Below are 26,935 nucleotides of genomic sequence, written 5' to 3'. Positions count from 1 at the left end.
CAACTATGGTCAAGGCACTGGAAGACATCATTGCAAAAAGCAGCAGCATCGTCTTTTTTGGCGGCGCGGGCGTTTCTACGGAGAGCGGCATCCCGGATTTCCGCAGCGTGGACGGCCTGTACCACCAGAAATACGACTACCCGCCCGAAACCATCCTCAGCCATACCTTCTGGGAGGAAAACCCGGAGGAATTTTACCGTTTTTACCGCGACAAGCTGATCGTAAAGGGTGCAAAGCCCAACGCCGCCCATCTGCGGCTGGCAAAGCTGGAGCAGCAGGGCAAGCTGCGGGCTGTGGTCACCCAGAACATTGACGGCCTGCATCAGGCGGCGGGCAGCAAAACCGTGTACGAGCTGCACGGCAGCACCCTGCGCAACTACTGCACCCGCTGCGGCAGATTCTACGATGTGGATTTCATCGCAAACAGCACCGGTGTGCCCCGCTGCACCGAGTGCGGCGGCATCGTAAAGCCGGACGTGGTGCTTTACGAGGAGGGCTTGGACGAGGAGGTGCTGTCCGGCGCGGTGGATGCCATCCGCCATGCCGATACCCTTATCATCGGCGGCACCAGTCTGGTGGTGTACCCCGCCGCCGGGCTCATCCGGTACTTCCGGGGCGATAATTTGGTGGTCATCAACATGCAGCCCACCGGGGCTGATGCTTCTGCCGACCTGTGCATCGCAAAGCCCATCGGGCAAGTGCTGAGCGAGGACATCTCGCTGGACTGATTTTTGCACTGTAAGGCGCGCTGTTTCGCGCCGGTTCGCGCGCAGTTTTCCGTATGCTGATGGAAAGAACATCAGAACGGAGGAACTGCAAATGATCCAGGTATGCGACCCGCCGCGTCAGCGGCAGGTACGGCGGCTTTCCGCCGAGGAATTTTTTACATTGGTGCGCTGTGGCGGGGCGGGGTTTTACCGCCCCTGCTCCGAGGTGCTGCGGATGCTGATCGCAGGCGAGGCGTGGGGCACAGCCGGGGCAGCGCTGCTGGTGCTGCCCCTTACCGCCGATACCGCCGCCGCAGCGGCACTGCGCAGCTGGCTGGGACGCCGGCAGCTGGAGGGCGGCTGTCTGCTCACCCCGCTGGTGCGTACCGGCGAGGAGTTGCCCGCCCGGCTGGTGGAAATTGCCGCAGCCCGGGCAGACCGGCTGCGCCGCAAGGGCACGGTATGGGCGGTGGTAGAGTGCACCGAAACGGCGGCAGCGCTGTTGCCGCTGTATTTTCGGCAGGGCTTCGGGCTGCGGGCGCTGCGCCCGCTGGAAAGCCTTGCGCCCTGCTTTTTGCTGTGCACCGGCTGCGCGCCCGTCCGCACTGCACCGGTGTGGGTGCCGCTGGAGGACAGGGTACAGCTGGCGCGGCTGCTGGCAAAGGGCTATGCCGCGCTGGACAGCCGCCCCTACGGCGGCAGCCTTGCGCTGGCACTTTATCCGCTGAAAGAAACGGAATAACGTAAACCAGAGAGGGAATGAGAAATTATGAAGGCAGTGATTCTGGAAAGCTATGTGATGGAAGAAGGGGACTTGGACTGGTCCGGGGTAAAGGCACTGGTGCCGGACACCACCAGTTATGTGCGTACCGACTACGCCGACATCGCGCCCCGCATCGGGGATGCAGAACTGGTGTTCATCAACAAGTGCCGCATTGACGAGGCAGTGCTGGCGCAGTGCCCGAACCTCAAGTGGGTGGGCATCATCGCCACCGGTACGGATAATATCGACCTTGAAGCCTGCCGCCGCCATGGGGTGGCAGTGGCCAACGTGCCGGGGTACTCTACTTACAGTGTAGCACAGATGACCTTCAGTCTGCTGCTGGCCATCTGCCAGTGCGCCCAGCGGTACGACCGGGCAGTAAAGGCCGGATACTGGCAGCTGGGCATCCCGGCAGAGTACGGTCTGCTGCCGCAGGTGGAGCTGCTGGGCAAGACTTTTGGCATCTACGGCTACGGCAGCATCGGCCGCCAAACCGCCCGCATTGCAAAGGCCTTTGGCATGGAGGTGCTGGTGTGCACCCGCACGGTGCGCCCGGAGTACGCCGCCGATGGGGTGGAATTCGTGGACTTTGACACCCTGCTTGCCCGCAGCGATGTGCTCAGCCTGCACTGCCCGGCCACCCCGGAAACCCGCGGGCTGATCAGCCGGGAAGCCCTTGCAAAAATGAAGCCCGGTGCCATTCTGCTGAACACTGCCCGGGGCGCACTGGTGGACGAGGAAGCCGTAGCCGATGCGCTGGAAAGTGGCAAGCTTGCCTTTTACGGTGCCGATGCCTTTGCCACCGAGCCACTGCCGCCCCAAAGCCGGTTGCGCAGTCTGCCGGGCGCGGTGCTCACCCCGCATATCGCATGGACCACCAAGGAAGCATTGCAGCGGCTGATGGATATCACTACCGGCAATCTGCGCAGCTTTCTGGCCGGGAAAGGCGAGAATATCGTCAACCCTTGATTTTGGCAGGGCACTGTACTATACTGTTCCATGATTTCATGCTCTCCCGGCAAAGGAACTGCCGTAAAAATAACGTATGCACAAGAGCATCCGGCAGCTTTGCCGCTGCTCTGAGGGAGGTAAAAATGAGTTACGCCATCGTATTCAGCAGCAAAACCGGCAACACCGCACTGCTGGCACAGACCCTGCAGGAGCAGCTGCCGCAGGCAGACTGCTGCTATTTCGGCGCACCGGACGCTGCCGCGCTGGCAGCGGATACTTTATATGTGGGCTTCTGGACGGACAAGGGTAAGGCGGACGCCGACACGCTGGAATTTTTGCAGCAGCTGCACGGCAAGCGGGTATTCCTGTTCGGCACCGCAGGCTTTGGTGGCAGTGCACCCTACTTTGAAAAGATCCTTGCCGCTACCCGGAAGGCGCTGGATGGCAGCAACACCGTCATTGGCAGCTTTATGTGTCAGGGCAAAATGCCGGTGTCCGTCCGGCAGCGGTACGAGGCCATGAAGGCAAAGCCTTTGCACATCCCCAATCTGGATGCCCTGATCGAAAACTTCGATAAGGCGCTCTCCCACCCGGACGTCGCAGATCTGGAACAGCTGAAACAGGCCGTAAAGTGAGAAAAAAGAGCGACCGCACATTGTTTTGTGCGGTCGCTCTTTCTGTATAAGCTATATAGGACAAACGCTAGTCAATGGTGGTTTTGGTGCGCCCGATGCCGATGACGGCGGTGGAGATCTTTTTCCAGCTGTCGCAGCCGCACACGCCGTCCACCCGCAGGCTGGTGCGCTTCTGGTAGCCGCGCAGAGCCTGCTCGGTGCGGGCACCAAAGATGCCGTCGATGCGGGTGCCGGTCTGGTAGCCAAGGGTGGAAAGTGCGTCCTGCAAGATCATGACATAGCAGCCCCGGCTGCCCCGGCGCAGGGTGGGGTAACCGGCGGTGGTGCCGCTGCAGGCCGGGGTGCCATAGCGGCGGTCAAAGTGCACCCATGTGGGGGTCTGGCTCAGCGGTTCCACATAGCCCCATGCGCCGGTAGCGCGGGCGGCGTTGTAAATGGCGGTGCGCTGACGCTGGTCAAGGCTTTGCCCCACATCGAACGACACCCCGGCGTAGTGCTGGCTGCGGGTGCCGTGGCCGCCCTCCCAGATGCGGCGGAAAGCGTACCCTACCGGGATGCCCCTGCCGTATTTGCGGCGGGTCAGGTTCCACGCTTCCATGGCGGCAATGGTGGTCCATAGGGTAGGACTGGCCGATTTGCCCCGGAACTCCCGCAGCCGCAGGGTGGTCAGGGTGCTGTAAGGCATGGGATCGTTCTCGTTCAGGTTTGCGTAGGTGTACACCTTGTTTTCGTAGGCGTCATAGATCAAAAGGCGTGCCATCCCTCATTCCTCCTTCTCGCAGCCGCAGGGGTCAGTACACTGGGCTTGCAAGGCGTGCCATGTTTCCCGGTACACGATGCCGTTTACCGGCTGCAGCCCCGCCTGCTGCTGGACAGCCCGCACGGCAGCGGCGTCTGACGCGCCAAAGCGGTTGTTATCGGCCACATATCCCTCGCCGCAGGAAAGCTGTGCCCGGCGGTTGAGCCAGCGCTCCACCTGCCCCACCTCCTGCCCGGCGCTGCCTTCGGCGATGGCGCGTCCCGGGTAAGCGATGCCGGGAGGGGTGTCTCTATCGGGGTTCGGGGCATGGGCGGCCAGCTGCAAGCTCAGCGCCTCCACCGCCGTCCATGTGTCGGCATCGGCAATGCCGGTCTGCTCCAGCACCAAAAGCTGCTGGGCGCTGCGGGTGGCTGTGGCAGTTTCGTCGGTATAACGGTCGGCAAGGGGCGGGGCTTCCACACTGGAAAAATAATAGGCGATGCGCAGCAAAAGCAGATTGTAGTACAGCACCGCCTTGCCGCTGCTGCCCACCGTCAGCGGGGTGCCGGGGTAGGGCAGACGCTTTAAGGTGACCACCGGGCCGGAAGAGCGCAGCTGGCTGGCGCGGCCATAAAGGGAGTTCCATGTGGTGCGCCCCACTACGCCGTCCACGGTAAGCCCTGCAAACCGCTGGTACGCCCGCACCGCCCGCTCGGTATCCGCGCCGAACTTGCCGTCAATGCTTACCGGCGGGATACTGCTCTCGTAGGCGCTCATGAGGTAGAGATAGAATTGCAGCTCCCGCACCGCCGTGCCGGTGGAGCCGCTGCGCAGCACGCCCGGGTACTCGCCGGGGCGCAGGGAAGAGGAGAGCAGCCGGTTGGCAATATCGTTGTACACCTCGTACAGCTTTTGCCATGTGGTGCGCCCCACCACCCCGTCTGCTGTCAGCCCGAAGTAGCGTTGGAACCGCCGCACAGCTGCCGCCGTGCCCGCGCCGAATTTTCCGTCCACGGTCACGCTTTCAAGGCTCGTGTACACGGTGCGTGCGATCTTCAGCCAGAACTGCACCAGCCGCACATTCTGCCCGGAGGCACCCTCCCGCAGCGGCGTGCCGGGGTAGGCGTTGGGGGTGCCGTTGTCGGACTGGATGCTCAAAAACTCATCGTACAGTTCTTTCCAAGTGGTCTGCCCCACTATGCCGTCCACCGTGAGGCCGTACTTGCGCTGGAAGGCGCGCACCGCATTGGCGGTGGCAGTGCCGTATACGCCGTCCACCGTTACGGAGGGGATGGCGCTGTCGTACTGCGCCAGCGTGTTCAGCCAGAACTGTACCTGCTCCACCGCGCTGCCAGAAGCACCGGTGCTCAGCACCGTGCCGTTCCATGTGCCGTTGGACAGGGTGCCGGTGGAAGTCTCACCCTCGCTGGTCAGCTCGGCGAGGTCCTTTACCGATACATAGATGTAGCTGATCTTGTACCATGTCTGCCGCCCCACCACGCCGTCGGCGGTCAGGTTGAACTGCTTCTGGAACGCCCGCACCGTTGCGGCCATCCGGCTGCCGAATACGCCGTCTACCGTCAGTTTGCCAAGGAAGGGATAGTCCTTGGTGATGCGGTTCAGCTGCCTTTGCAGAGTGAATACCGCCGCGCCGCGGCTGCCCTGCCGCAGCGGCGTGCCGGGATAGCTTTGCGGGATAGAGCGGATATTTTTGGTGCGCACGATCTCGATGCTGCTGCCGTAGTAGTAGCGTAAGATCTGCAAGGCGCTGCGTCCGTTGTTGGCCAGCGTAACCGTGCCCCACTGCTTGAGCCCCGGGCAGGTGACTGACTTGCCATCGCAGTACTCGGAATAATAGGGGTTCACCGTGCCACGCTTGCGCAGATAGGTGTTAAAGATATCGTCCGTAATGCGCACCATCACCTCAAACACCGTGCGTCCGTGGACGTAGTACTGGTCGTAGCTGGTGGAGTTGGTGATGTTGAAGGTGTAGCCCTTGCTGGGGTACCACTCGGTATAGATGCGGTTCAGCGCCAACGAGATCTGGCAGTGGATATTCGCCCGCAGTGCCTGCTCCGGCCAGGTGGGATACACCTCGCTGGAGGCTACGTTGGCAATATAATCCCGGAAGGAGACGGTCACGTTGCGGGCGGAAGCTGCCGGTTTGCCCAGATGCACCGTGATATTTTTGGGGATGATGACCTGATCCAGCACCCGGGGCGTGCAGTGCAGCGCCGGCTGCGGGCCGCTGCCGCCGCTGCCCGCAAACAAAGCGTGCGGCGGGATGATGATGGGCGCGTTCGGGATGTCCCGGCCCTCCTCGGTGTCGGGCAGCATCTGGGGCTGTGCCAGCGTTACCTGCCCGGCAAAGATCTGGATGCCCTCAATGCGCACGGTGCGGTAGCCGGGCTTTGCAGCGGTCAGGCTGACAATGGCGTAGGGGCGGGTAGTGTTGTCCTCGTCCAGAGAGAGGGCGCAGGCAGGGGCTTCAACGGGAATATCGGCGGCGCTGCCGGTGGCATCGGTGATGCGGTGCAGGGTAAAGCCGTCCCCCTGCACCGCAACGGTCACCCCCTCCACGGGGGCAGACTGGCGTGCCGCAAAGGCCTGGATGCGGAGAGTTCCGGTGTTTTTCATGGAGATACGCTCCTTTGCTGGTAAAAGTATGCTTCTGCCCCAGCGTATTCCGTCCGGTGCCCGGGCGTGCATGGCAATGCCCGTAGCAAACAAAAAAGCCGCCCGTAGGCGGCAGGGTAGAAAGCTTATTTGGCGCTGTCCTTGGCAAGGGCGGCGTCAATATTTTTTTGCAGGGCGGCAAGGTTTTCTTCCTTGTCAATGCCGCCCAGCAGGGGCTGGCCCACAACGTTGCCGTCCCGGTCAAAGACGTAGGTGGTGGGGAAAGCCATGATGTTCAGTGCGAACTTACCGGCCTCGCTGCCGGAGGCAAAGTAGATGTTGCGGTAGCTTGCGCCCTTTGCAGCCAGCAGCTTTTTGGCGGCATCAATGCCCTGCTGGTTGCTATCCAAGGTCTCGGTGTTGATGCCGACTACCTCGCCACCCTGTGCCTTGATCTTCTCGTTCAGGGCGTTCAGGTCGTCCAGTTCCTCCACGCAGGGCTTGCAGCCGTTGAACCAGAAGTTCACCACCGTAAAGGCGTTGCCCGCAAACAGGCTGTTGTCCACCGGGTTGCCCTCTAAATCGCTGCCCTCAAACTGGGGGAAGGCGGTGCCCTGTGCGGCAGCACCGGAAGCGGCATCCTCTGCGGGGGCAAGGGCGGCAATCTGCTCCTCGATGGCACGAATCTTTTCGGCATCGGTGGTCAGGGTCTTGTACTCCTCGTCCGAGAACTGGTCCTTTGCCTTTTCCACGGCACTCAGCAGAAAATCGCCGTAGTTCGTGCTGAGGGTGGTCTCAGTCACGTTTTTGTCCATGGAGGAGAACACCTTCTCCCACAGGGCATCGTTTGCGGAAAGGATCTCGTTTTCCTCGGCCAGCAGCTGCTCCTCGGTCTTGGCTTCCGCTGCCGCAGAGGAAGCGGAAGAAGAGGCAGAGGCAGAGGATGCGCCCTGCCCGCAGGCGGCAAGGCTGAAGGCCAGCACAAGGCCAAGAAAAAGTGCGGTTACACGGTTAAGCTTCATAGTTTTACTCCTTTGTTGTTTCAGTGTTTGATTTGTCTCCCAGCCCGAATTTATACTGGATGGCATCCGTAGGGCAGGCTTTCATGCACATCCCGCAGCGGATACATTCGGCGTGGTTGGGGGTCTTGGTAATGTCTACGTCCATCTTGCAAGCCTTTGCACAGGCACCGCAGGAGACGCATTTGTGAGTGTCTACGCGCATCTGGAACAGCGAGACCTTGTTCAGCAGCGCATAGAACGCGCCCAGTGGGCACAGCCACTTGCAGAAAGGACGGTAGAACACCACGCTGCCCACAATGACTGCCAACAGAATGCAGGCCTTCCATGTAAACAGCTTGCCCAGCGCGGCGCGGATACCCGCATTTGTCAGGGAGAGGGGAATGGCACCTTCCAGCACGCCCTGCGGGCAGAGATACTTGCAGAAGAACGGGTCGCCCATGCCCAGCTCGTTGACCGCCAGCAATGGCAGCAGTACCACCATGACCAGAAGCACAGCATACTTTAAATAGCGCAGCGGCTTCAGTTTCTTGGTGGAAAGCTTGGGGGAGGGAATCTTGTGCAAAAGCTCCTGAAACCAGCCGAACGGGCACAGAAAGCCGCAGATGAACCGTCCCAGCAGCACTCCGAAGAGGATGAGGATGCCGGTGATGTAGTAGGAAAAGCGGAATTTGGAAGAGCCTATCACCGCCTGAAATGCCCCCACCGGGCAGGCACCGGCAGCGCCCGGGCAGGAATAGCAGTTCAGCCCCGGTACGCAGACGTATTTGCCACTGCCCTGATACAGTGTCCCTTTGGCAAAGTTGGGCAGGTGGAGATTGGTTAAAAGGGTCGCCCCGGCCTGTATAAAGCCCCGGAACCGGGCGAGGGGATTTAATTTTTTCTTATCCAATGCCTACACACTCCATACACAGCCGGATGGCCTTTGAAAATACGGTGTCTGCCTCGCCCCGCCATACGCCGAACAGCAGCATCAGCACCCCGGCGGCAAGCAAAAGTAGCTGCGCCTGTTTTTTTGTCATGAACATCATAGCCTCCTGTTGTTTGATGGCACCAGTATACACCATGGGAGATAAAATTTCTGCTAAGAAAATCTTAACACGAATCTTAACACCGTCTGCTATAATCTGTTATAATGAAGAAAAAAGCAATAATACGGAAAGGGTGGAAAATAAGATGCGTCTTTTGGTGGTAGAGGACGAGCACTCCCTGCGGGAGGACATTGCCCGGAAGCTGCGGCTGTCCGGGTACGAGGTGGATGCCTGTGCAGATGGCGAAGCCGCGCTGGAAGCACTGGCGGCAGAGCGGTACGACCTTGTACTGCTGGACCTCAACCTGCCCAAGGTGGACGGGATGCAGGTGCTGCGCAGCTTACGGCAGCACGACCTTGAGACCTGTGTGCTGATCTTATCGGCGCGCAGCGAGATCGCGGATAAGGTGGAGGGGCTGGATGCCGGGGCAAACGATTATCTTTCCAAGCCCTTCCATCTTGCAGAGCTGGAGGCCCGGGTGCGCAGCCTGACCCGGCGCAAGTTCATCCAGCAGGATGTCTGCCTGTGCTGCGGGCGGCTCAGCTTCAACACCCGCAGCCGCGTTGCCACGGTGGACGGTCAGACTCTTGCGCTGACGCGGAAGGAGAGCGGCGTACTGGAATATTTGCTGCTGCATCAGGGACGCCCGGTCAGTCAGGAAGAGCTGATTGAGCACGTCTGGGACGGCAGCGTGGACAGCTTCAGCAACTCCATCCGGGTACATATCTCTGCCCTGCGCAAAAAGCTGCGGGCGGCGCTGGGCTACGACCCCATCCGCAACCGCATCGGGGAAGGTTACGAGATCGGAGGCGAGGCGCAATGAAGCATTTATCCCTGCAATGGCGCATCACCCTGCTGACGGCGCTGCTCATCGCCTGCGCCTGCGTGTGTATGAACCTGCTTTTATACCGCACCGGCGTTACCGGCATGGATGCCCTCAACGGCTTTATGATGCAGTATCAGCCCGGCAGTGCAGATTCGTTGACCATCGAGATCCCGCAGGAGGAAATGTCCAGCCTGCTGGCGCATTTTTCACAGGAAGTCTACGATGCAAAGGTGGTTTTTGGCCGCAAGGGCTGGTGTATCACTGCCGTGGTCACCATCCTCAGCGCAGCCATCGCTTATTTTGTCAGCGGCAGAGCGCTGAAGCCTTTGCAGCAGCTTGCGCAGCAGGCGCAGCGGGTCGATCAGGACAGCATCGCCACCGTCCGTCTGGACGAAGATACCGTGCAGGAATTCGGGCAGCTGAGCCGGTCGGTGAACCGGATGCTGGATGGTCTGGCACAGTCCTTTGAATTGCAGCGGCAGTTTGCGGGCAACGCCGCCCACGAGCTGCGCACCCCGCTGGCCATTTTGCAGACAAAGCTGGAGCTGTTTACAGAGGAGCACCCGGCCATGGATGCCGAGACCGCCGGGCTGGTCAGCTCTGTGCGGGAGCAGCTGGACCGCCTGACCGCCCTTGTGCGCACTTTGCTGGAAATGAGCAATCTGCAATCGGTCTCCCGCACCGACCAGATCGCCCTTGCACCGCTGGTAGAGGAAATCTTGACCGACCTGACCTCTCTTGCTCAGAAAAACAATATCTCCTTGCAGCAGGACTGCGCGGAGCTGGGCATGGTGGGTAGTGATGCGCTGATCTACCGGCTGGTGTTCAATCTGGTGGAAAACGGCATCAAGTATAACCGTCCCGGCGGGGCAGTGCGCGTCACCCTGCGGCAGGAAAAGCAGGCCGCTGTGCTGCGCGTTGCAGATACCGGCCCCGGCATCCCCGCAGACTGCCGGGAGAGCATCTTCCAGCCCTTTTTCCGGGTGGATAAGTCCCGCAGCCGGGAGATGGGCGGCGTGGGGCTTGGGCTTGCCCTTGTGCGGGAGATCGCCGTACTGCACGGCGGCAGCGTGACCGTGGAGAGCAGCAGCGAAAACGGTACTACATTTGCCGTCACCCTGCCGCTGGCACAGCCCTGTTGAAGCAAGCAGAGCATGGAAATCGTGCTTCCGAATAAAGGCTTCCCCCGGTCGGGGAAGCCTTTTGCCCAGTGACGATTTGTGCAAGCATGGGAAGGGGCTTTATTTTTGGCACACGGGGGAGTATACTGGAAGCAGCAGGCCCCGGAAAATAAGAAGGACAAAGGAGATACTGAAAATGCAGGCAACCATTCACAACGAATTCCTGACCCTGACCGTGGACACCCACGGTGCAGAGGCCGTCAGCCTGAAGAATGCCGCAGGCGAAGAGATGCTCTGGCAGGCCGACCCTGCCATCTGGAAGCGCCACGCACCCATCCTGTTCCCGTGGACGGGCAAGCTGGTGGACGGCACCTTTACCGCCAAGGGCAAAACATGGAAGGGCGGTCAGCACGGCTTTGCCCGGGATCTGGAGCACACCCTGCTGCGGGCAGAAGGGGATACCATCCAGCTGGAGCTGCGCGCAGACGATGCCATCAAGGCAGAGCGTTTTCCCTATGATTTTGTGCTTACCAGCACCTTCCGTCTGGAGGGCAAGACCGTGCACCATACCCTGCAGGTGACGAACCCCGGCACCGAGGAGCTGCGCTTCGGCATCGGCTTCCACCCGGCGTTCAATGTGCCGTTTGACGCCAAGCACACCACCACCGACTACGAGTTCCGTTTTGACCGGCCGGAAAGCCCGGTCATCCTCGATGCCAGCCCCAACGGCTTGCTGAGCGGCAAGAGCTATTACCAGTGGAAGAACCAGCAGGCGATCCAGCTGACCGATGACCTGTTTGCCAACGACAGCTTCTGCATGGCAGGCCTGCGCACCGGCACCATTGGCATCTGCGAAAAGGACACCGGCCGCAATATCACCTGCCGGGTGGAGGGCTACCCCTATTCGCTCATCTGGTCGGCTCCCGCAAAGCCGGTGCGCTTTGTGTGCATTGAGCCGTGGCATAGCCTGCCCGCCGCTGCCACCGACCCGCAGGACTGGGAGCAGCGCGCCGCAGCCGCCTGCCTTGCCCCCGGCGAAAGCTGGCAGACCACCCTTAGCACCACCTTTGACCGGTAAGAAAAAAGCACGCAGAAACGAAACGGCGTGCTCTTGACAGAAACCTCAAAAGTGGGTGTACTGTAAATAGAAAAGGCACTGCGACAAGCGGTCAGCCCTTTTGATGTAAGTTCTTAAAAACTAAGAACCGTCACCGGCCAGGGTGACGGTTCTTTTTTGCTGAGAGTGCCATAGCAGAGAATGTGCAGGTTGCCAGCAATAGGACAGCTGTTTCCCTCTGTGACCCCTCCTGTAAAAAGGGGACAGCGGAACGCCCGCAGGCGTTCCGCTGTTCCGAACTATAAAATATTCTTTCCACTGAAGATGGCCAAAGCGCACGCGGCGGCCATTTCAGATCGTCCCGCGCAGAGGCTCAGAAAAGCAGCTGCTTAGTAAGCAACGCCCCAGTAGACCATGGCCTTGGCGGGCTTGCCGCAGCAGGGGCACACATCGCTGAGCTGCTCCTGCTCAAAGGGCATGCAGCGGCTGGAAAGTCCGGCCTCTTCCTTCATCTTCATCTCGCAGGCAAGGTCGCCGCACCACATGGTCTTGATGTAGCCGGTGTTGGCCTTGGCCAGCTCCTTCACCTCGTCCATGGTGGTGGCAGCCCAGGTGCGCTTTTCGCGGTTTTCCAGTGCACGCTGGTACAGGTCCTTGCGCAGAGCTTCCAGCTGGGCGGGAATGGCAGTCTCCAGCTCGTCCAAGCTCACAAAGACCTTCTCGCGGGTGTCGCGGCGCACCAGCACGCACTGATTCTTTTCCAGATCCTTGGGGCCGATCTCCAGGCGCAGGGGTACGCCCTTCATCTCCCACTGGGCAAACTTCCAGCCGGGGGCGTTGTCGCTGTCGTCCAGCTTCACGCGGGCGTACTTGCTGATCTTCTCGGCCAGCTCGGCAGCCTTTTCGGAAACGCCGGGCTTGTGGGCGGCAATGGGCACCACCACCACCTGAATGGGGGCAATGGCCGGGGGCAGGATCAGGCCGTCGTCATCGCCGTGGGTCATGATGATAGCACCCACCAGACGGGTGGAAACGCCCCAGCTGGTCTGGAACGGATGATGCAGCTGGTTGTCGCGGCCGGTAAAGGTGACATCGTAAGCCTTGCTGAACTTGTCGCCAAAGTAGTGGCTGGTGCCGCTCTGCAAAGCCTTGCCGTCCTTCATCATGGCTTCGATGGTGTAGGTGGCCTCGGCACCGGCAAACTTTTCCTTGTCGGTCTTGCGGCCCTTCACCACGGGGATCGCCAGATCCTGCTCGCAGGTGTCTGCATAGCAGTTCAGCTGCTGCTGGGTCTCAGCCTCGGCCTCGGCAGCGGTCTCATGGATGGTGTGACCCTCCTGCCACCAGAACTCGCGGCTGCGCAGGAAGGGACGGGTGGTCTTTTCCCAGCGCACTACGCTGCACCACTGGTTGTACTTCATGGGAAGCTCGCGGTAGCTGTGCAGCACGCGGGACCAGTGGTCGCAGAACATGGTCTCGCTGGTGGGACGTACTGCCAGACGCTCCTCCAGCTTGTCGGAGCCGCCCATCGTGACCCACGCCACCTCCGGCGCGAAGCCATTGACGAGCTCGCCTTCCTTCTGCAGCAGGCTCTCCGGAATCAGCACCGGCATAGCCACATTCTCATGGCCGGTAGCCTTGAACCGGGCGTCCAGATCCTTCTGGATCAGTTCCCAGATGGCCTGACCATAGGGGCGCAGGATGATAAAGCCCTTCACACTGGAATACTCCACCAGCTCTGCTTTTACGCAGATGTCGGTGTACCACTGTGCAAAGTTTTCTTCCTGACTGGTGATCGCCTGCACGAGCTTCTTGTTGTCTTTTGCCATTTTGTTATATCCTCCCAAGGCCGTGCGCCAAACGCTTTACGTTCCGCACGAACCATAATAAAGCCCCGTCTGCCTGCACGGCCGTGTGCCGCACTGCAAAGGCGGGGCTTTTGCCTAAAAAATCAGTTCTGCGCGTGGCTGTCCACAAAGTTTACCACATCGCCTACGGTGCGCAGGGACTCGATGGCGTCGTCCGGCACCTCGATGCCGAACTCGTCTTCCAGCGTCATCACCATGTCTACGATATCCAGACTGTCAGCCTCAAAATCGCTCATGATATCGCTTTCCAGCGTGATTTTTGCCGGGTCAACGTCCAGCTGCTCAGCCAGCAATGCACGGATTTTTTCAAAAGTATCCATTCCTGTGGTCTCCTTTTTGCAGTTGTATTGCATACGCGTACAGCCCGCCGTGCCCCGGAAAAAGCCTCCGGTATCCGGCACAGCCTTGCCTGCTGTACAAAGCGCTCTCTTTTTTTATATCCCATGCAGTGCGTATTGTCAAGCCCTGTTTTGCAGCAACTGAAGAAAATTGTCTGAAAGCTGTTTTTTCCCTTGACATCTCGTGCCGGTTTTTTTATCATTATAAAGTAATGAGTTTACAGGGACTGACCAGTCCCTTTTATAAGGAGCGATAAGCATGAAGCTTTCATTCACCAAAATGCAGGGCTGCGCCAACGATTATATTTATCTGGACTGCCGCACCTCCGGTGTGCCGCAGGAGATCGCTGCGCTTTCAGAGCGCTTGTCCCGGCGGCACTTTTCCATCGGCGCGGACGGTATTATCTGCATCTGCGCACCGGTCACAGCCGGGGCAGACGCCATGATGCGCATCTTCAATGCGGACGGCAGCGAGGGCAAGATGTGCGGCAACGGCATCCGCTGCGTGGCCGAGTGGCTGTACACCCACGGCATGGCAAAGCCGAAGCTTGCCATCGACACCCTGAGCGGCTTAAAGACCGTTTCCCGCATGGGCGAAGGGCTGTGGCAGGTAGAGATGGGTACCTACACCGCCATGGCGGCGGCGCTGCCAGCCGTGAACATGGGTGAAGGGCCACTGGTGGATCTGCCCCTTCAGGTGGAAGAGAACCTGTGGCGGGTGACCTGCATCAGCGTGGGCAACCCCCACTGCGTGACCATTGTACCGGAGGTGGACAGCCTGAAGCTGGAGCAGATCGGCCCGGGCTTTGAGCACCACGAAAACTTCCCGGAGCGCATCAACACCGAGTTTGTGCAGGTGGTGGATGCCACCCACCTGAAGATGCGCGTGTGGGAGCGCGGCAGCGGCGAGACATGGGCCTGCGGTACCGGCACCTGTGCCACCGTGGCAGCCCTGACCGAGCTGGGCATCTGCCCCGCCGGGGAGGACGTCCATGTGCAGCTGCGCGGCGGCGAGCTGACCATCCGGGTGCTGCCCGGCAAGCAGCTGCTCATGACCGGTGCAGCCGAGACCGTGTGCGAGGGCACGACCGAAGTGTAAATAAGAAACCTCTCAGTCGCCTGACGGCGCCAGCTCTCCCTTCGGGGGAGCTGGCATCGAGCGGACGCGAGATGCCTGAGAGGGTTCCACAATATAGAAGCGAGGGAAAGTATCATGAAGATGAACAAGCATTACAACGAGCTGAAGGCCAGCTACCTGTTCGTGGACATTGCCCACAAGGTGGCTGCGTATCAGGAAGCACACCCGGAAAAGGAGATCATCCGTCTGGGCATCGGCGATGTGACCCAGCCACTGGCAAAGTGCGTGGTGCAGGCCATGCGCGACGCCGCTGCGGAGATGGGCACCAAAGAGGGCTTCCACGGCTACGGCCCGGAGCAGGGCTACCCCTTTCTCAAGCAGGCCATTCAGGGCTACTACGCCGGCCGCGGCACCCAGATCGCCGAGGACGAGATCTTTATCTCGGACGGCGCAAAGAGCGACCTTGCAAATCTGCTTGGGCTGTTCGATGTGGACAACACCGTGCTGGTACCGGACCCCGTGTACCCCACCTATGTGGACGATAACGTCACTGATGGCCGCAAGATCATTTACAGCCGTACCGGGCAGGAAAACGGCTTCCTTGGCATGCCGGACGAGAGCGTGAAGGCAGACATCATCTATATCTGCAGCCCCAACAATCCCACCGGCGCTGCCTACACCCGCGCACAGCTGAAAGCATGGGTGGATTACGCCCGCAAGAATGATGCCATCATCCTGTACGATGCCGCCTACGAGTGCTTCATCTCGGAGGGTGAGCTTGCCCGCAGCATCTTCGAGATCGAGGGTGCACGCCAGTGTGCCGTGGAGATCTGCTCCTTCTCCAAGATCGCAGGTTTTACCGGCACCCGCTGCGGCTACACCGTCGTGCCCAAGGAACTGGAGCGCGAGGGCATGAACATCAACAAGCTGTGGCTGCGCCGTCAGACCACCAAGTTCAACGGCGTGCCTTATGTGGTACAGCGCGCCGCTGCCGCCGTGTTCACCGAGAGCGGCATGGCCGAGATCCAGTCCAATCTGGACTACTACCGCCGCAACGCAAAGGTCATTGCCGATGCACTGGACGAGTGCGGCGTGTGGTACTGCGGCGGCAAGAACAGCCCCTACATCTGGCTGCGCTGCCCCGGCAACATGAAGAGCTGGGAGTTCTTTGACTGGCTGCTGGAAAACTGCGGCGTTGTGGGCACCCCCGGTGTGGGCTTCGGCGAGTGTGGCGAGGGCTACTTCCGCCTGACCGCCTTCGGCGATGCGGAAAAGACCAAGCTTGCCGCCGAGCGCATCAAGACCGCCATCAAGGCACTGTAAAACCCATAAAAATTGCACCCGCTGTCCGTTTTGGGCGGCGGGTGTATTTTTTTTGCGCACCCTCTTGACAAATCTGTATCTACTGTATATACTGTGCATATACAGACAAGACGCAATCGTTAAAGGAGCAGCCGATGGAACTGTTTATCAACAACAAAAGCGGCGCGCCTATCTATGACCAGATCTACAACCAGATCAAGCAGCAGATCATCAGCGGGGCTTTGCAGCCGGACGAGGCCATGCCATCCATCCGGGGGCTGGCACGGGATCTGCGCATCAGCGTCATTACTACCAAGCGCGCCTACGATGAACTGGAAAAAGAGGGCTTTCTTTACGCAGTACCGGCAAAGGGCTTTTTTGTAGCCCCGAAAAACACCGAGTTGCTACGGGAAGAAAACCTGAAAAAGATTGAAGAGCATCTTACCGAGGCCGTCCGCCTGTCCGCATCCTGCGGGCTGAGCAGGGAAGAACTGCGGGAGATGCTGGAACTGCTGTGGGAGGGCTGAACATGAACGCACTGGAACTGCAGGGACTTACAAAACACTATAAGGGCTTTACCCTTGGGCCGCTGGACCTGACCCTGTCCGGGGGCACCATCTGCGGCCTGATTGGTGAAAACGGAGCGGGCAAAAGCACCACCATCCGGCTGATCTTAGACATGGTGCAGCGGGACGGCGGCACCGTGACCATTCTTGGCAGGGACAGCCGCACCGCTTCTGTCCGTGCCAAGGAGGAAATCGGCGTGGTGCTGGGCAGCGAGGGCATCCCCCTGTGCCTGAACGCGGTGCAGGCGGGCAAGGTAATGGCAGGCATCTACCGCAACTGGGACGCTGCCGCCTATGCGGAGCTGTGCCAAAAGTTCGGCCTGTCGGACAAAAAGCAGTACAAGGACTACTCCACCGGCATGAAGATGAAGCTGTGCATCGCCGTGGCACTGGCGCACCACCCGAAGCTGCTGCTGTTGGACGAAGCCACCAACGGGCTGGACCCGGTGGTGCGGGACGAGGTGACCGACCTGCTGCTGGACTTTGCCCGGGATGAAAACCACTCCATTCTCATCTCCTCCCACATCGTCAGCGACTTGGAAAAGCTGTGCGATACCATCGCCTTCCTGCACAAGGGCAGGCTGCTGCTCTGTGAGGAGAAGGACGCCCTGCGGGAGGAATACGCTCTGTGGCACGGCACGGCGGCGCAGCTGGCGGCACTGGATGCACAGGTGTACGGCAAGCGGGTCACCCCCTACGGTGCCGAGGCACTTGTGCGACGGGATGCAATGCCCGCCGGAGCAGAGCTTACCCCGGTGAGCATCGAGGAATTGTTTGTACTGATGGTGAAAGGGGAGAACGTGCAATGAAAGGTCTGTTATTGAAGGATGCCTATCAGATGTGGAGCTACACCAGATGGATCATTCTGATGTCGGTGGCTATGATGCTGATGGGAACGTTTTTCATGAAGGAAGGGTCTAATTTCTTTATGCTGTACAGCGGGCTTATGCTGGGAATGTCGCCCATGACATTGTTGGCGTACGACCAGAACAGCCGGTTCAGCGCTTACAGCGCCGCCCTGCCGGTGACAAAAGAGCAGATCGTGGGCGGCAAATACCTCATCGGACTGTGCGGTATGGTGCTGGCGGAGCTGCTGAGCATGGCAGCGCTGGCAGCGGCACAGCTGCTCTGGGGTGCGGTGACGGTGCAGATCACCGTGGCGACCCTGCTTCAGGTGGCGATGCTGACCCTGCTGGGCAACATCATCCTGCTGCCGTTGACCTACCGCTTTGGCTACGAGAAGGCAAAATATGTGTATTATCTTTGCATTGGTATGCTGGGAGCCTTGATGGGCATTACGGTGTCCTCCGGTGGGATTCTGCTGAACAGCATCCTACCCGCCCATGGCTCTGCGCTGGTGGGAGTGGTCGTGCTGGCGGCGGCGCTGGCGCTGTATGCTCTCTCGTGGCGGCTGTCCGTTGCATGGTACGGAAAGGCAGAGCAGTAAGATGAAGAAAAGTCAAATCGCGGGCATCCTGTTCGGCATTGCCATGGGCGTTTTGTTCAGTGTGTCGCTGGGGACAGTGGGTTTTGTGCTGGGTGCCAGCTTTGCAAATCTGGGCATGGTGATGTTCAAAGGGCTGGATGACCCACAGGATAAAAAGTAATACAAAAAAACAGGTGCACCGCATCTTTATCAAAAGCGTTGGCTTTTGAAAAGGCGGTGCACCTGCTTTTTGTTTTTTATTCTGCGCTGTAAGCGCTGCCCATGATCCACGGGTTACTTGCGGAATATTTTGCGTGGTTGCGCAGGTAGGTGACCCATGCGCCGTAGCCGTTGCCGGCCGAGAGGTGCACGCCGTCTGGTGCGGCGATCATCTCTTTCAGGTTGCCCTCGCCGTCAGCCAGCGCCTCCCACAGGTCCAGATAGACGCAGCCCTTGCTTGCAGCCAGCTGTGCCAGCTGCTCGTTCACGCCGCGCAGCACGTCCGAGGCAAGCCCCGGCTTCTTTTCCGCTGCCGCAGGCCGTACCGGCGGGATGGACTGCACATAAATAATGCAGTCCTCGCCCAGCGTCTGGCGCAGCTCGTCCAGCATCTGGCCGTAGTAGGCCAGAAAACGGTCAGAGGCCCCCAAGGTGGTCAAGGTGTTGGTGCCCAGCAGGATATACAGCTTTTTGGGCTGCGCCGCTGCCAGCACATCCAGCGCCACCTCCTGCCCGCGAGTGGGGCTCTTGACGGCGGCGCGGTTGACGATGGCGTCCGGCCCCACACCCGTATAGCCGCAGATGAGCGCGCCGCTTAGATTGATCTGATAGTCCGAGAAGCCCACCGTCAGGCTGTCGCCCAGAAAGGCGGCGTCCGAAAAATAGCTCAGGTCTACCTGACCGCAGGCCGGCTGCCGGATAACACTGGCGTCATACGCCTTAATGGTATAAGCGCCATCGGTCTGCCGGGCCGGGCCGAAGCTTTCCAGCTGTACCGCCTGCGCTGTGCCGCTGCTATCGGCTGCACCCTCGCTGCCGCTGCCGGAAGCCGCCTCGCCCTGCATGGGCAGCGGTGCCAGAATGTTCTGTGCAATGCCGCCTGCGCCGGTCTGCGGGGTGCTTTCTTCCTCCACAGTCCCTTTTTCCAAGATGGCGGTCACCGCATAGGCGACCAGCAGGATGGCCACAATGACCCCCGCCAGCCGCAGCTTGCCGCTGATGCCCCCGCGTGTGCGCCGCCGGGGTGCCGAATGATACTCGTGTGAAATGCCCATATTTTCTGTCCAGCTTTCTGCATTTATCCCAACAGGCAGGTGCTTCTGCCCGGTAATTTTGGAGTGCGCACCCATTTTATCATATTTTTTTTGCCTGTGCAACCAATTGGGTCTTGCATACAACAGGCAAAACGGGTACAATAGAATTGCAGCTTATTTTGCACATTTTACAAAAAGCAAATACACAAGCTGCAAATATTTTTGTGTCAGTTGCGGCAGACGTCTGTTTTGCCGTCCCGGTCCGTTGGCAGTGCAGGGCCGACAGACCACTTTACTGGACGGTGCGGAAAGCCGTTTGCCCGGCAGCGGACACATTTTATTATGATCTGAAGGAGGTTTCCATGGCCAAGAATATCATCATTGGTCAGAGCGGCGGCCCTACCGCCGTGATCAACTCCAGCCTTGCAGGCGTATACAAAGCTGCCCGCAGTCTGGGTGCAGACAAGGTGTACGGCATGAAGTACGGCATCGAGGGTCTGCTCAAGGAAGAGCTGCTGGAGCTCAACGTTCTGCTGGATGACCGCATGAGCATCGAGCTGCTCAAGCGTACTCCGTCCAGCTATCTGGGCAGCTGCCGCTTCAAGCTGCCCGACCCGGACACCGATGCCACCCCGTTCGTCAAGCTGTTCACCCTGTTTGACAAGTACGACATCTGTGCCGTGTTCTACATCGGCGGCAACGACTCGATGGATACCATCGCAAAACTGTCCCGCTACGGGCAGCAGGTGGGCAGCAATGTGCGGTTTATCGGTGTGCCCAAGACTATCGACAACGATCTGTGCCTCACCGACCACACCCCCGGCTACGGCTCTGCCGCAAAGTACATTGCTACCATCTTAAAGGAAGTCATCCGCGACTCCTCGGTGTATAACATCCGCAGCGTGACGGTGGCCGAGATCATGGGCCGCCACGCAGGCTGGCTGGCCGGTGCGGCCTGTCTGGCAGGCGGCGAGGACTGCGAAGGCCCCGACCTGATCCTGCTGCCGGAAGTGCCCTTTGATCAGGACAAGTTCCTTGCCCGGGTGGACGAGCTGCAGCGGGTAAAGTCCAACGTTATCATCGCAGCCAGCGAGGGCGTAAAGACCGCAGACGGTACTTACCTGTGCGATCTGGTGTCCACCGCCGGCCAGCTGGACGCTTTTGGCCACAAGGCCATCCTCAGCGGCACCAGCCGTTACCTTTCGGAGCTCATCCACGACAAGCTGCAGTGCAAGAGCCGTGCCATTGAGTTCTCCACCCTGCAGCGCTGCGCCAGCCATTTGGCCAGCCGCACGGATGTGAACGAGGCCTACGCCGTTGGCGGTGCCGCCGCCGCTGCCGCCTTTGCCGGTGAGAGCGGCCGCATGATCGCCCTCAAGCGGGTCTCCAACTACCCGTACCAGTGCATCACCGAGTCTGTGGATGTGCAGCAGGTGGCAAATTTGGAAAAGAAGGTCCCGCTGGAATGGATCACTCCGGACGGGATGCAGGTGACCGAAGCCTTTGAGGAGTATGCCCGTCCGCTGATTTTGGATGAGGTGACCCCCGTTTATGTGAACGGTACCCCCCGCCACATCCGTTTGTGATCCGCCTTTCCCTTCCGCGTCTGTTTTCGTGCGACTGCACGTTTTTATAGCCGAAACAGAAAAAACAAAAAAGGAGAAATCATCATGGGAAAAAATGCAATCGTCGGTCAGTCCGGCGGCCCCACCTCTGTCATCAATGCCAGTCTGGCGGGTGTCTTTGAAAGCTGCAAGAACCGCGGCGCAGACATCGTGTACGGTATGTGCAACGGTGTTGCCGGTCTGCTGGAGGAGCGGGTGGTGGATCTTTCCACCCTGCTGACCGATGACTTGGACATCGAGCTGCTCAAGCGCACCCCGTCCAGCTTTCTGGGCAGCTGCCGCTATAAGCTTCCCGACTGGCGGGACGACGAGGCAGTGTACAAAAAGCTGTTCGCCATTCTGGAAAAGCTGAACATCGGTTACTTCTTCTATATCGGCGGCAACGACTCCATGGACACCATCGGTAAGCTGGCTGACTACGGTCAGCGCGTTGGCAGTGACATCCGCTTTATGGGCGTGCCCAAGACCATCGACAACGACCTGATGGTCACCGACCACACCCCCGGCTATGGCTCTGCCGCCAAGTACATTGGCGTTGTGATGAAAGAGATCATCCGCGATGCCACCGTGTACGGCACCAAGTACGTTACCGTGGTGGAGATCATGGGCCGCAATGCCGGCTGGCTGACCGCTGCCGCCGCACTGGCCAAGAGCGATGATTGCGAGGGCGTGGACATGATCTGCCTGCCCGAGGTTCCCTTCAACGTGGAGCGCTTTGTGGAAAAGGTGCGTGTGATGCAGGAAAAGAAGCCCAGCATCGTTATTGCCGTGTCCGAGGGCGTTAAGCTGGAGGATGGCCGCTATGTCTGTGAGCTGGCGGACGACGTGCACGCCGTGGATGCTTTCGGTCACAAGGCGCTGACCGGTACCGCACGGTATCTGGCCAATGTGGTGGCCCGCAATCTGGACACCAAGACCCGCTGCATCGAGCTTTCCACCCTGCAGCGCTGCGCCGGTCACCTGACCAGCCGCACCGACATCACCGAGGCCTATCAGGTGGGTGGTGCTGCCGCCAAGGCAGCCTTTGAGGGTGTTACCGGCCAGATGGTTGCCCTGAAGCGCATCTCCAACAATCCTTACCAGTGCACCACCGAGCTGCATCCCATCAGCGAGGTCGCCAACCTGGAAAAGAAGGTTCCCCTGAGCTGGATGAACAACAACCATACCCAGATGACCGAGGATTTCCTGGACTACGCCCGTCCGCTGATTCAGGCCGAGCTGACCCCGCTGTACATCGCCGGTCTGCCGCACCACATCTACATGAAGAACCAGAAGTGATTTTCTCCTGACCTGTTTTTGTCAGGCTGAAAAGCCCTCCCGCCCGGACGCTGTAAAGCGCACCCGAGCGGGAGGGCTTTTGTGATCTCTGCCTTTATTTCTTCTTTTTTTGCGCCCAGCCCAAATTATGGGTTGACAAATTGCGCTTTCAGTGGTAACATATACAGGCAGTCCAAACGACTGCAAAAATGAATATGGGCGTGTTCCCGAGTGGCCAATGGGGACAGACTGTAAATCTGCTGCTTTCAGCTTCGGTGGTTCGAATCCACCCGCGCCCACCAAACAAGAAAAATCCGAACCTATTTCCGATTGGAGAAGGGTTCGGATTTTTCGTTTTCTTCGGGTACAACAATGAAGGCTCCCGTGGACGGCGCAAAACTCTGATGCCTTGTCATAGACCGTAAGCCGATAACGAGAATTGGAGGATGCGATTATGAAGTACGATGAAAGAGCCTGCAAGTTTAATATGGACACCGGCTGCGTGGAGCTGCTGCTCCGGGATGGGAGAAAGATTTCCATCGGCTGCACCGGGGTTGAGGATGCTCTGAATGTGACTATGGAACAGCAGACGGAATTGGACTACCTTATCTATAATGATCCACTGGGCTATGCGGATTTGATTCTGAATGGCGATCCGGAGGAATATTTGAAGAATGTGGCCGGGAGCCATGGGTTAGAAGATTAAGGCCCAAAAAATAAGAGGTGTGCCCAACTGGACACACCTCGGTGAGATACATCTATGTAAGGCAGGGCGTTCCCTTTACTGGGAGCGTCCTGCTGTTTTTATGCTGCAACAGGCAAGGCTTGTAGAGCTTCCTGTTCTTTCAGCCATTCCTCATATTCACGCTGGCCTTCCTCGCTGTTGAAAAACTCAACCATGGAGGGATAAAAGCAACGTGCAAGGGTCTTGATTGCTTCATCCGGGTAGCCGGATTTGTTTGACTTCTTCTTTTTATTCAAATGGTATCCTCCGAAAATCAAAGTTCCATATCCTGCCCACGCTTACGGTTTTGCTGCGGCACATTCATGGTGTGCTCCTGCTTGGGGGCAAGAATCTTTTCCAGAAAGCCACGCACCAGTTCGGGCGCACGGTGGAGAGCATCCAGATAGGGTTTCACGTCGTACCACAGGTCGTGGTACTTGTTGCTCCAACGAACGGCCTCCTTCTTGGCGGTGGAAAGTTCTTCTTTCAAGCGGCGGTTCTCCACGTCCATCATATAGCCGTGGTCGGCTTGCTTTTTCAGCTTGGAAAATTCTTCTTCGGTCAGCGAGTAGTTGCCGAGGAAGGTGCGCTTGCCGATATAATCCAGATCACGCGCATGAATGAGGGCTTCTTTCGTGAGCGTGGTCTTTTTCTGCACAGCGGCAAGTTCCTTCTCCTTTTTGGAGAGGGTCTGACTGGTTTTGGCAAGCGACTGTGCCTTTTGGTCGGCTTGGGCGGTCAGGGCGTCCAGTCGCTCCTGCTCCCGCTGGACTTTGAACTGGGTGACGGTCAGGTGTTCTTCGGTGCTGCCGCGCTCACCGCGCTCTACATCCGTGTACCCGGCATTGCGCATATAGTGGAAGAAATCGTCTTGCAGGACACTGTACGACTTCTTCAGGACTGGCTTGCCGCTCTTTTGCAGGACAGGCTTTCCAGCATCGTCCAGCAGGGGCTTGGAAGCCCACTTCTTGCTCCGGCTGACCTGCATGACGGTCTCCTTGACGGTACCGACCAACGCCTTGTCCTTGCAGCGTTTCGACCAGAGAATCTGCTTTTCCACCACGGGCACATAGACCACATGGAGATGATAGTGGTAGACTTCACGGCCTAATGCTTCGGTCATGGCACGGTTGATCTCATCGGCGTGCATGACTGCCGAGAGGATATACTGCTCACCGCCCACGATTTGAACGGCAGCTTGGTAGGCATCCTCATAGAACTGCTTGGCGAACTCGTAGCCGCCGTGATTATCAAAGTAGGCCGAGTTGACATCAAAGACAAGCTCGCAATAATGGGTTGCATCCGGCTTTAGGCCGCGCGTTGAAATCGTGCCAGCGGTTTCCAGTTGGGAGAACAGGTCGGTGTAGCTGGCGGTTGGCTTTTTGAAGTGGATGTTCCATGCAGTGCGCTGGGGGATAATATCGGGGTTCCGATAGCTGTCCTTTTCACGCTCATTGTGCTGCTGGGTGTTGCCAACGGCCTTGTCCGAAACGGCGAGATTTCGGACACTGGTGCGGTCAACGCCATCGTTTCTTGCCAAAGGGCATCCCTCCTTTCAAGGTTCATCGAGAGGTGACGGGGAACGAAGATGCACTTCTTCGGAAGTGTAATAACCCACTATGACACTTTCATCCCTATGGGCTGCAAAGTGTAGTGGGCTCTTCGAGGACTCTCCGAGGGGGAACGTCTCCTGCGGGAGAGCTAATCGAGTTCACGTTTGCGAAGCAATGAAAGCCCCAGTGGGGCTTTTAAGTGACCGAACGGTCTTGCGCTAGCAAGATGGAGGGGCCTCGCCCCGACAAGTTCGCACAATGCGAACTTGATCGCTCCGTACGCATCTGAAAAAATTGCGTACGGACTTCAAATAACCTGTACGGTTCGTACGACGTACGGAAATTTGAAATATAAACGACAATTCGTTTTAATTTTCTTCAATTCGCCGTACAGATGCGTACAAGTACAGACCGTACAGGTTGTACGAACTTCTTCCGTGAAAAAATGCACTTTTTACGGGCAGGGGTGGACAAGCGGCTCGATGCCTACAAAACCCCGCACCCTGCGGCCACCGGGCAGGTAGATGTTATGTACTGCAACAGAGACCCCAAAGTGGGAACTCTGGTGTTTTTTGCTTCCTGCCTGAATATACGGAAAATTTTGCAGAAAGGGCGAAAAAGCGGCAGAACTGCAACGGAAAAAGAAAAAAGCCCTTACTGGTTGCAGAGTTGCAACAGCAAGGGCGGAGAGAAAACCGTATATTGAACAAAACGGCAGAGCGTATTATAATGAGGAAAAAGATCAAAAAGGAGGGCCGACCACATGGCACGGGAATATCTGCCCGCACCATCCAACATCCGTCTTGCGGACTTGATGAAAGAGCATAACATCAGCCAACCAGAACTTGCCAAGGAGATCGGCTGCTCCAAGAGCACCATCAGCCGCTTCATCAGCGGTGCGAAAGGAACCCTGACCCATGAGCAGGTGCTAAAGATCGCAAGGCTGTTCAACGTGTCTACGGATTTTTTGCTTGGAGAAACCAACATCCCCGACCGCAAGAATTACGACATTGTCGAACTGGGCTTGTCCGTAGAGGCTGCAAAGAACCTCTACACAGGGCGTGTCAATGCAGAGGTGGTCAACCTGCTGTTGGAAAACGCCCGCTTTGCAGAGCTTACATACCGCATAGCGCAGTATTTTGATGATACCTTCGCATCCGGTATCGCAGCACAGAATGCCATGTTCACGACATTGAGCACCCTGCTGCGCACAAAGGTCAAGACCCCGGAAGCAGCCAAAGCCGCAAAGGACATCAGCCTTCGGAGAAAGCCAGTATACCAAGGTGACCTTGATGATATCGAGATGTACTTCATGGCGGCGGTCAAGGAAATCAAAAAGGGCATCGGGAGCCATTACGCCGAACAGGAAGCCATGAGCAAGAAAGTGGCAGAGAAGATGTTCACCGAATTGACCAAGGGGCAGGATGTGCGGCACCCAACGATCACGGCAGAGCAGTTGACGGATGCAATGTTGAACAGCGTTTCGGGCATGGAGGGAGCCACGCCGGAAGCACTGGAACAGCTGCGGAGCGGGCTGCTGGGAATCTTGCAGTCCGCCGCAGAGCAGGAAAACGCCCATGAAGCAGACGAATGAACGGCTTTGTGCGCTGGCACAGAAAGGCGATGCTGCCGCGTTGGACAGCTTGATCGACAACAACAAGTCCTTTATTGGCAAGGTGGCAAATGACCTTTTCCGCAGCATGAATCTGGCACAGTCTGGCTTGAACCTTGACACGGATGATTTGAAACAGGCGGGCAATCTGGGCTTATGGAAGGCCGTGCCGAAGTTCGATGCAGCCCGTGGCATAAAGTTCCTGACCTACGCGGCTCCTGCCATCCGTAACGCCATGATGGACATGGCGCGGGATGCCTTTACTGCTTTTGAGCAGCGGATGGTGACAGAGGACAAGGATGGTATCTGCTACCAGCGCGTTTCGCTGGACGATGTTCTGCCGGGAGAAGAGCAGCTGCGGCGCATCGAAGCCATAGCCGACCCCTACGCCATGCAGCCGCAGACCATTATGGAGGAACAGGAATCGCGCCGGGAACTGTACGATGGCCTGAAACGGCTGACCCAGCGCGAGCAGACCTATCTGCTGTATCGTTATGGCTTTACCGATGGCGAGGAACATCCGCTGATTGGCGCGGCGATATACTTTCACCTGACGAAAGGCCGCGCCAAAAAGACGGAGGAACAAGCTATGGATAACCTGTGGCTGGAACTGCCGTGGTGGTTTATATGAATGGGCAGAGAGGAATTGTGTCAAATTGACATAATTCCTCCCGATAAGAGGGATGTGAGCGAAAATGCTGGCAATGTATCTGGCAGTTCTGGATGACCAGAGCGGTGAAGAACAATTTGTAGATGTATACAATACCTACAAGCGGCTGGTCTACCATACTGCTTACAAAATTATGGGCGATTCGTATCTGGCAGAAGATGTACTGCAAGAGGTGTTTTTGTACGTTGCCAAAAATTT

General features: G+C 58.4%; 29 protein-coding genes and 1 tRNA gene. 20 read left to right on the top strand and 10 right to left on the bottom strand.

All coding sequences use genetic code 11. The features are described from left to right. Positions 1-5: 5 nt before the first annotated feature. The 4 genes from C7J97_RS11430 (at position 6) to bilS (ending at position 3,056) form a co-directional block, all read left to right on the top strand. Positions 6-728, top strand: coding sequence for an NAD-dependent protein deacylase (locus tag C7J97_RS11430; RefSeq protein ID WP_112121932.1), 723 nt, complete (start codon positions 6-8; stop codon positions 726-728). Between the two features lie 91 nt (positions 729-819). Further along, on the top strand, positions 820-1,449 hold the full coding sequence (locus tag C7J97_RS11425; protein ID WP_113992699.1) for a hypothetical protein: 630 nt from the start codon (positions 820-822) through the stop codon (positions 1,447-1,449). Between the two features lie 27 nt (positions 1,450-1,476). Continuing rightward, complete coding sequence (locus C7J97_RS11420; RefSeq protein ID WP_113992698.1) at positions 1,477-2,439, top strand: D-2-hydroxyacid dehydrogenase; 963 nt, start codon at positions 1,477-1,479, stop codon at positions 2,437-2,439. A 125-nt stretch (positions 2,440-2,564) separates the two neighbouring features. Continuing rightward, positions 2,565-3,056: a flavodoxin family protein BilS gene (gene bilS, locus C7J97_RS11415; protein ID WP_113992697.1), complete on the top strand. Its 492-nt coding sequence runs from the start codon at positions 2,565-2,567 to the stop codon at positions 3,054-3,056. A 67-nt stretch (positions 3,057-3,123) separates the two neighbouring features. On the opposite strand, the gene C7J97_RS11410 is transcribed toward bilS, so the two are convergent. The 5 genes from C7J97_RS11410 to C7J97_RS11390 all read right to left on the bottom strand — a co-directional run bounded on the left by C7J97_RS11410 (position 3,124) and on the right by C7J97_RS11390 (position 8,458). After that, the gene (locus C7J97_RS11410; protein WP_113992696.1) at positions 3,124-3,816 is read right to left on the bottom strand and encodes a peptidoglycan-binding domain-containing protein; all 693 of its coding nucleotides are present in this window, start codon (positions 3,814-3,816) and stop codon (positions 3,124-3,126) included. Positions 3,817-3,819: 3 nt separating this feature from the next. Next, complete coding sequence (locus tag C7J97_RS11405) at positions 3,820-6,432, bottom strand: peptidoglycan-binding domain-containing protein (protein ID WP_113992695.1); 2,613 nt, start codon at positions 6,430-6,432, stop codon at positions 3,820-3,822. 125 nt (positions 6,433-6,557) lie between these two features. Next, positions 6,558-7,433: a TlpA family protein disulfide reductase gene (locus C7J97_RS11400; RefSeq protein WP_113621189.1), complete on the bottom strand. Its 876-nt coding sequence runs from the start codon at positions 7,431-7,433 to the stop codon at positions 6,558-6,560. A gap of 4 nt (positions 7,434-7,437) precedes the next feature. Further along, the gene (locus C7J97_RS11395) at positions 7,438-8,322 is read right to left on the bottom strand and encodes a 4Fe-4S binding protein (protein ID WP_005922043.1); all 885 of its coding nucleotides are present in this window, start codon (positions 8,320-8,322) and stop codon (positions 7,438-7,440) included. Continuing rightward, positions 8,315-8,458: a CD1871A family CXXC motif-containing protein gene (locus tag C7J97_RS11390; RefSeq protein WP_333490614.1), complete on the bottom strand. Its 144-nt coding sequence runs from the start codon at positions 8,456-8,458 to the stop codon at positions 8,315-8,317. The genes C7J97_RS11395 and C7J97_RS11390 overlap by 8 nt, the downstream gene beginning before the upstream one ends. Positions 8,459-8,606: 148 nt before the next feature. Between C7J97_RS11390 and C7J97_RS11385 the strand changes: the two genes are divergently transcribed. From C7J97_RS11385 to C7J97_RS11375, 3 genes are all read left to right on the top strand, one after another. After that, a complete protein-coding gene (locus C7J97_RS11385; RefSeq protein WP_055185824.1) occupies positions 8,607-9,284 on the top strand; it encodes a response regulator transcription factor in 678 nt (225 codons plus the stop codon). Beyond that, entirely contained in the window at positions 9,281-10,429 is a 1,149-nt protein-coding gene (locus C7J97_RS11380; RefSeq protein ID WP_113992694.1) for a sensor histidine kinase, read from the top strand. The genes C7J97_RS11385 and C7J97_RS11380 overlap by 4 nt, the downstream gene beginning before the upstream one ends. Positions 10,430-10,604: 175 nt before the next feature. Then, positions 10,605-11,486, top strand: a complete 882-nt coding sequence (locus tag C7J97_RS11375) for an aldose 1-epimerase family protein (protein ID WP_113992693.1) — start codon at positions 10,605-10,607, stop codon at positions 11,484-11,486. A 368-nt stretch (positions 11,487-11,854) separates the two neighbouring features. Here C7J97_RS11375 and proS read toward each other — a convergent pair whose 3' ends face one another. Together proS and acpP are read right to left on the bottom strand one after the other, a co-directional pair. Then, positions 11,855-13,294, bottom strand: a complete 1,440-nt coding sequence (gene proS / locus C7J97_RS11365; protein ID WP_005922033.1) for a proline--tRNA ligase — start codon at positions 13,292-13,294, stop codon at positions 11,855-11,857. Between the two features lie 122 nt (positions 13,295-13,416). Continuing rightward, positions 13,417-13,653, bottom strand: coding sequence for an acyl carrier protein (gene acpP / locus C7J97_RS11360; protein WP_015537798.1), 237 nt, complete (start codon positions 13,651-13,653; stop codon positions 13,417-13,419). A gap of 277 nt (positions 13,654-13,930) precedes the next feature. Here acpP and dapF point away from each other — a divergent pair, with 277 nt between their 5' ends. The 6 genes from dapF to C7J97_RS15055 all read left to right on the top strand — a co-directional run bounded on the left by dapF (position 13,931) and on the right by C7J97_RS15055 (position 18,224). Further along, on the top strand, positions 13,931-14,770 hold the full coding sequence (dapF, locus tag C7J97_RS11355) for a diaminopimelate epimerase (RefSeq protein WP_113992691.1): 840 nt from the start codon (positions 13,931-13,933) through the stop codon (positions 14,768-14,770). 114 nt (positions 14,771-14,884) lie between these two features. After that, positions 14,885-16,072: an LL-diaminopimelate aminotransferase gene (locus tag C7J97_RS11350; protein WP_113992690.1), complete on the top strand. Its 1,188-nt coding sequence runs from the start codon at positions 14,885-14,887 to the stop codon at positions 16,070-16,072. Positions 16,073-16,158: 86 nt separating this feature from the next. Then, positions 16,159-16,578, top strand: a complete 420-nt coding sequence (locus C7J97_RS11345) for a GntR family transcriptional regulator (RefSeq protein ID WP_341458544.1) — start codon at positions 16,159-16,161, stop codon at positions 16,576-16,578. A gap of 2 nt (positions 16,579-16,580) precedes the next feature. Continuing rightward, on the top strand, positions 16,581-17,426 hold the full coding sequence (locus tag C7J97_RS11340; protein ID WP_113992689.1) for an ABC transporter ATP-binding protein: 846 nt from the start codon (positions 16,581-16,583) through the stop codon (positions 17,424-17,426). Then, on the top strand, positions 17,423-18,064 hold the full coding sequence (locus C7J97_RS11335) for an ABC-2 transporter permease (RefSeq protein WP_113992688.1): 642 nt from the start codon (positions 17,423-17,425) through the stop codon (positions 18,062-18,064). The genes C7J97_RS11340 and C7J97_RS11335 overlap by 4 nt, the downstream gene beginning before the upstream one ends. A gap of 1 nt (position 18,065) precedes the next feature. Further along, positions 18,066-18,224 carry a hypothetical protein gene (locus tag C7J97_RS15055; protein WP_170126667.1) on the top strand — a complete coding sequence of 53 codons (159 nt, stop codon included), beginning with the start codon at positions 18,066-18,068 and terminating at the stop codon, positions 18,222-18,224. Positions 18,225-18,300: 76 nt separating this feature from the next. On the opposite strand, the gene C7J97_RS11330 is transcribed toward C7J97_RS15055, so the two are convergent. After that, entirely contained in the window at positions 18,301-19,317 is a 1,017-nt protein-coding gene (locus C7J97_RS11330) for a GDSL-type esterase/lipase family protein (protein ID WP_242983503.1), read from the bottom strand. Positions 19,318-19,658: 341 nt separating this feature from the next. Between C7J97_RS11330 and C7J97_RS11325 the strand changes: the two genes are divergently transcribed. The 4 genes from C7J97_RS11325 (at position 19,659) to C7J97_RS11310 (ending at position 22,884) form a co-directional block, all read left to right on the top strand. Continuing rightward, entirely contained in the window at positions 19,659-20,882 is a 1,224-nt protein-coding gene (locus C7J97_RS11325; RefSeq protein ID WP_044959951.1) for a 6-phosphofructokinase, read from the top strand. Between the two features lie 84 nt (positions 20,883-20,966). Continuing rightward, positions 20,967-22,199: a 6-phosphofructokinase gene (locus C7J97_RS11320; RefSeq protein ID WP_005922005.1), complete on the top strand. Its 1,233-nt coding sequence runs from the start codon at positions 20,967-20,969 to the stop codon at positions 22,197-22,199. Positions 22,200-22,395: 196 nt separating this feature from the next. After that, positions 22,396-22,480 (top strand) — tRNA-Tyr (locus C7J97_RS11315). A 152-nt stretch (positions 22,481-22,632) separates the two neighbouring features. Continuing rightward, on the top strand, positions 22,633-22,884 hold the full coding sequence (locus tag C7J97_RS11310; RefSeq protein WP_113992686.1) for a DUF6061 family protein: 252 nt from the start codon (positions 22,633-22,635) through the stop codon (positions 22,882-22,884). A gap of 98 nt (positions 22,885-22,982) precedes the next feature. Here C7J97_RS11310 and C7J97_RS11305 read toward each other — a convergent pair whose 3' ends face one another. Beyond that, positions 22,983-23,159, bottom strand: a complete 177-nt coding sequence (locus C7J97_RS11305; RefSeq protein ID WP_223387700.1) for a hypothetical protein — start codon at positions 23,157-23,159, stop codon at positions 22,983-22,985. A gap of 17 nt (positions 23,160-23,176) precedes the next feature. Next, complete coding sequence (locus tag C7J97_RS11300) at positions 23,177-24,442, bottom strand: plasmid recombination protein (RefSeq protein ID WP_113992685.1); 1,266 nt, start codon at positions 24,440-24,442, stop codon at positions 23,177-23,179. Positions 24,443-25,218: 776 nt separating this feature from the next. Between C7J97_RS11300 and C7J97_RS11290 the strand changes: the two genes are divergently transcribed. The 3 genes from C7J97_RS11290 to C7J97_RS15525 all read left to right on the top strand — a co-directional run. After that, positions 25,219-26,049 (top strand): helix-turn-helix domain-containing protein, encoded by an 831-nt coding sequence (locus C7J97_RS11290; protein WP_113992683.1) that lies wholly within the window; start codon positions 25,219-25,221, stop codon positions 26,047-26,049. Further along, on the top strand, positions 26,033-26,698 hold the full coding sequence (locus tag C7J97_RS11285; protein ID WP_113992682.1) for a sigma-70 family RNA polymerase sigma factor: 666 nt from the start codon (positions 26,033-26,035) through the stop codon (positions 26,696-26,698). Before C7J97_RS11290 ends, C7J97_RS11285 begins: the two co-directional genes overlap by 17 nt. Positions 26,699-26,762: 64 nt before the next feature. Beyond that, positions 26,763-26,935: RNA polymerase sigma factor (locus C7J97_RS15525; protein WP_341458543.1), on the top strand; the 173-nt coding region annotated here is incomplete at its 3' end.

This window comes from Faecalibacterium prausnitzii, from assembly GCF_003324185.1.
Lineage (GTDB): Bacteria > Bacillota > Clostridia > Oscillospirales > Ruminococcaceae > Faecalibacterium > Faecalibacterium prausnitzii.
Note: the sequence above shows the minus strand (reverse complement) of the source record. Positions and strands in the feature narration are given on the sequence as shown.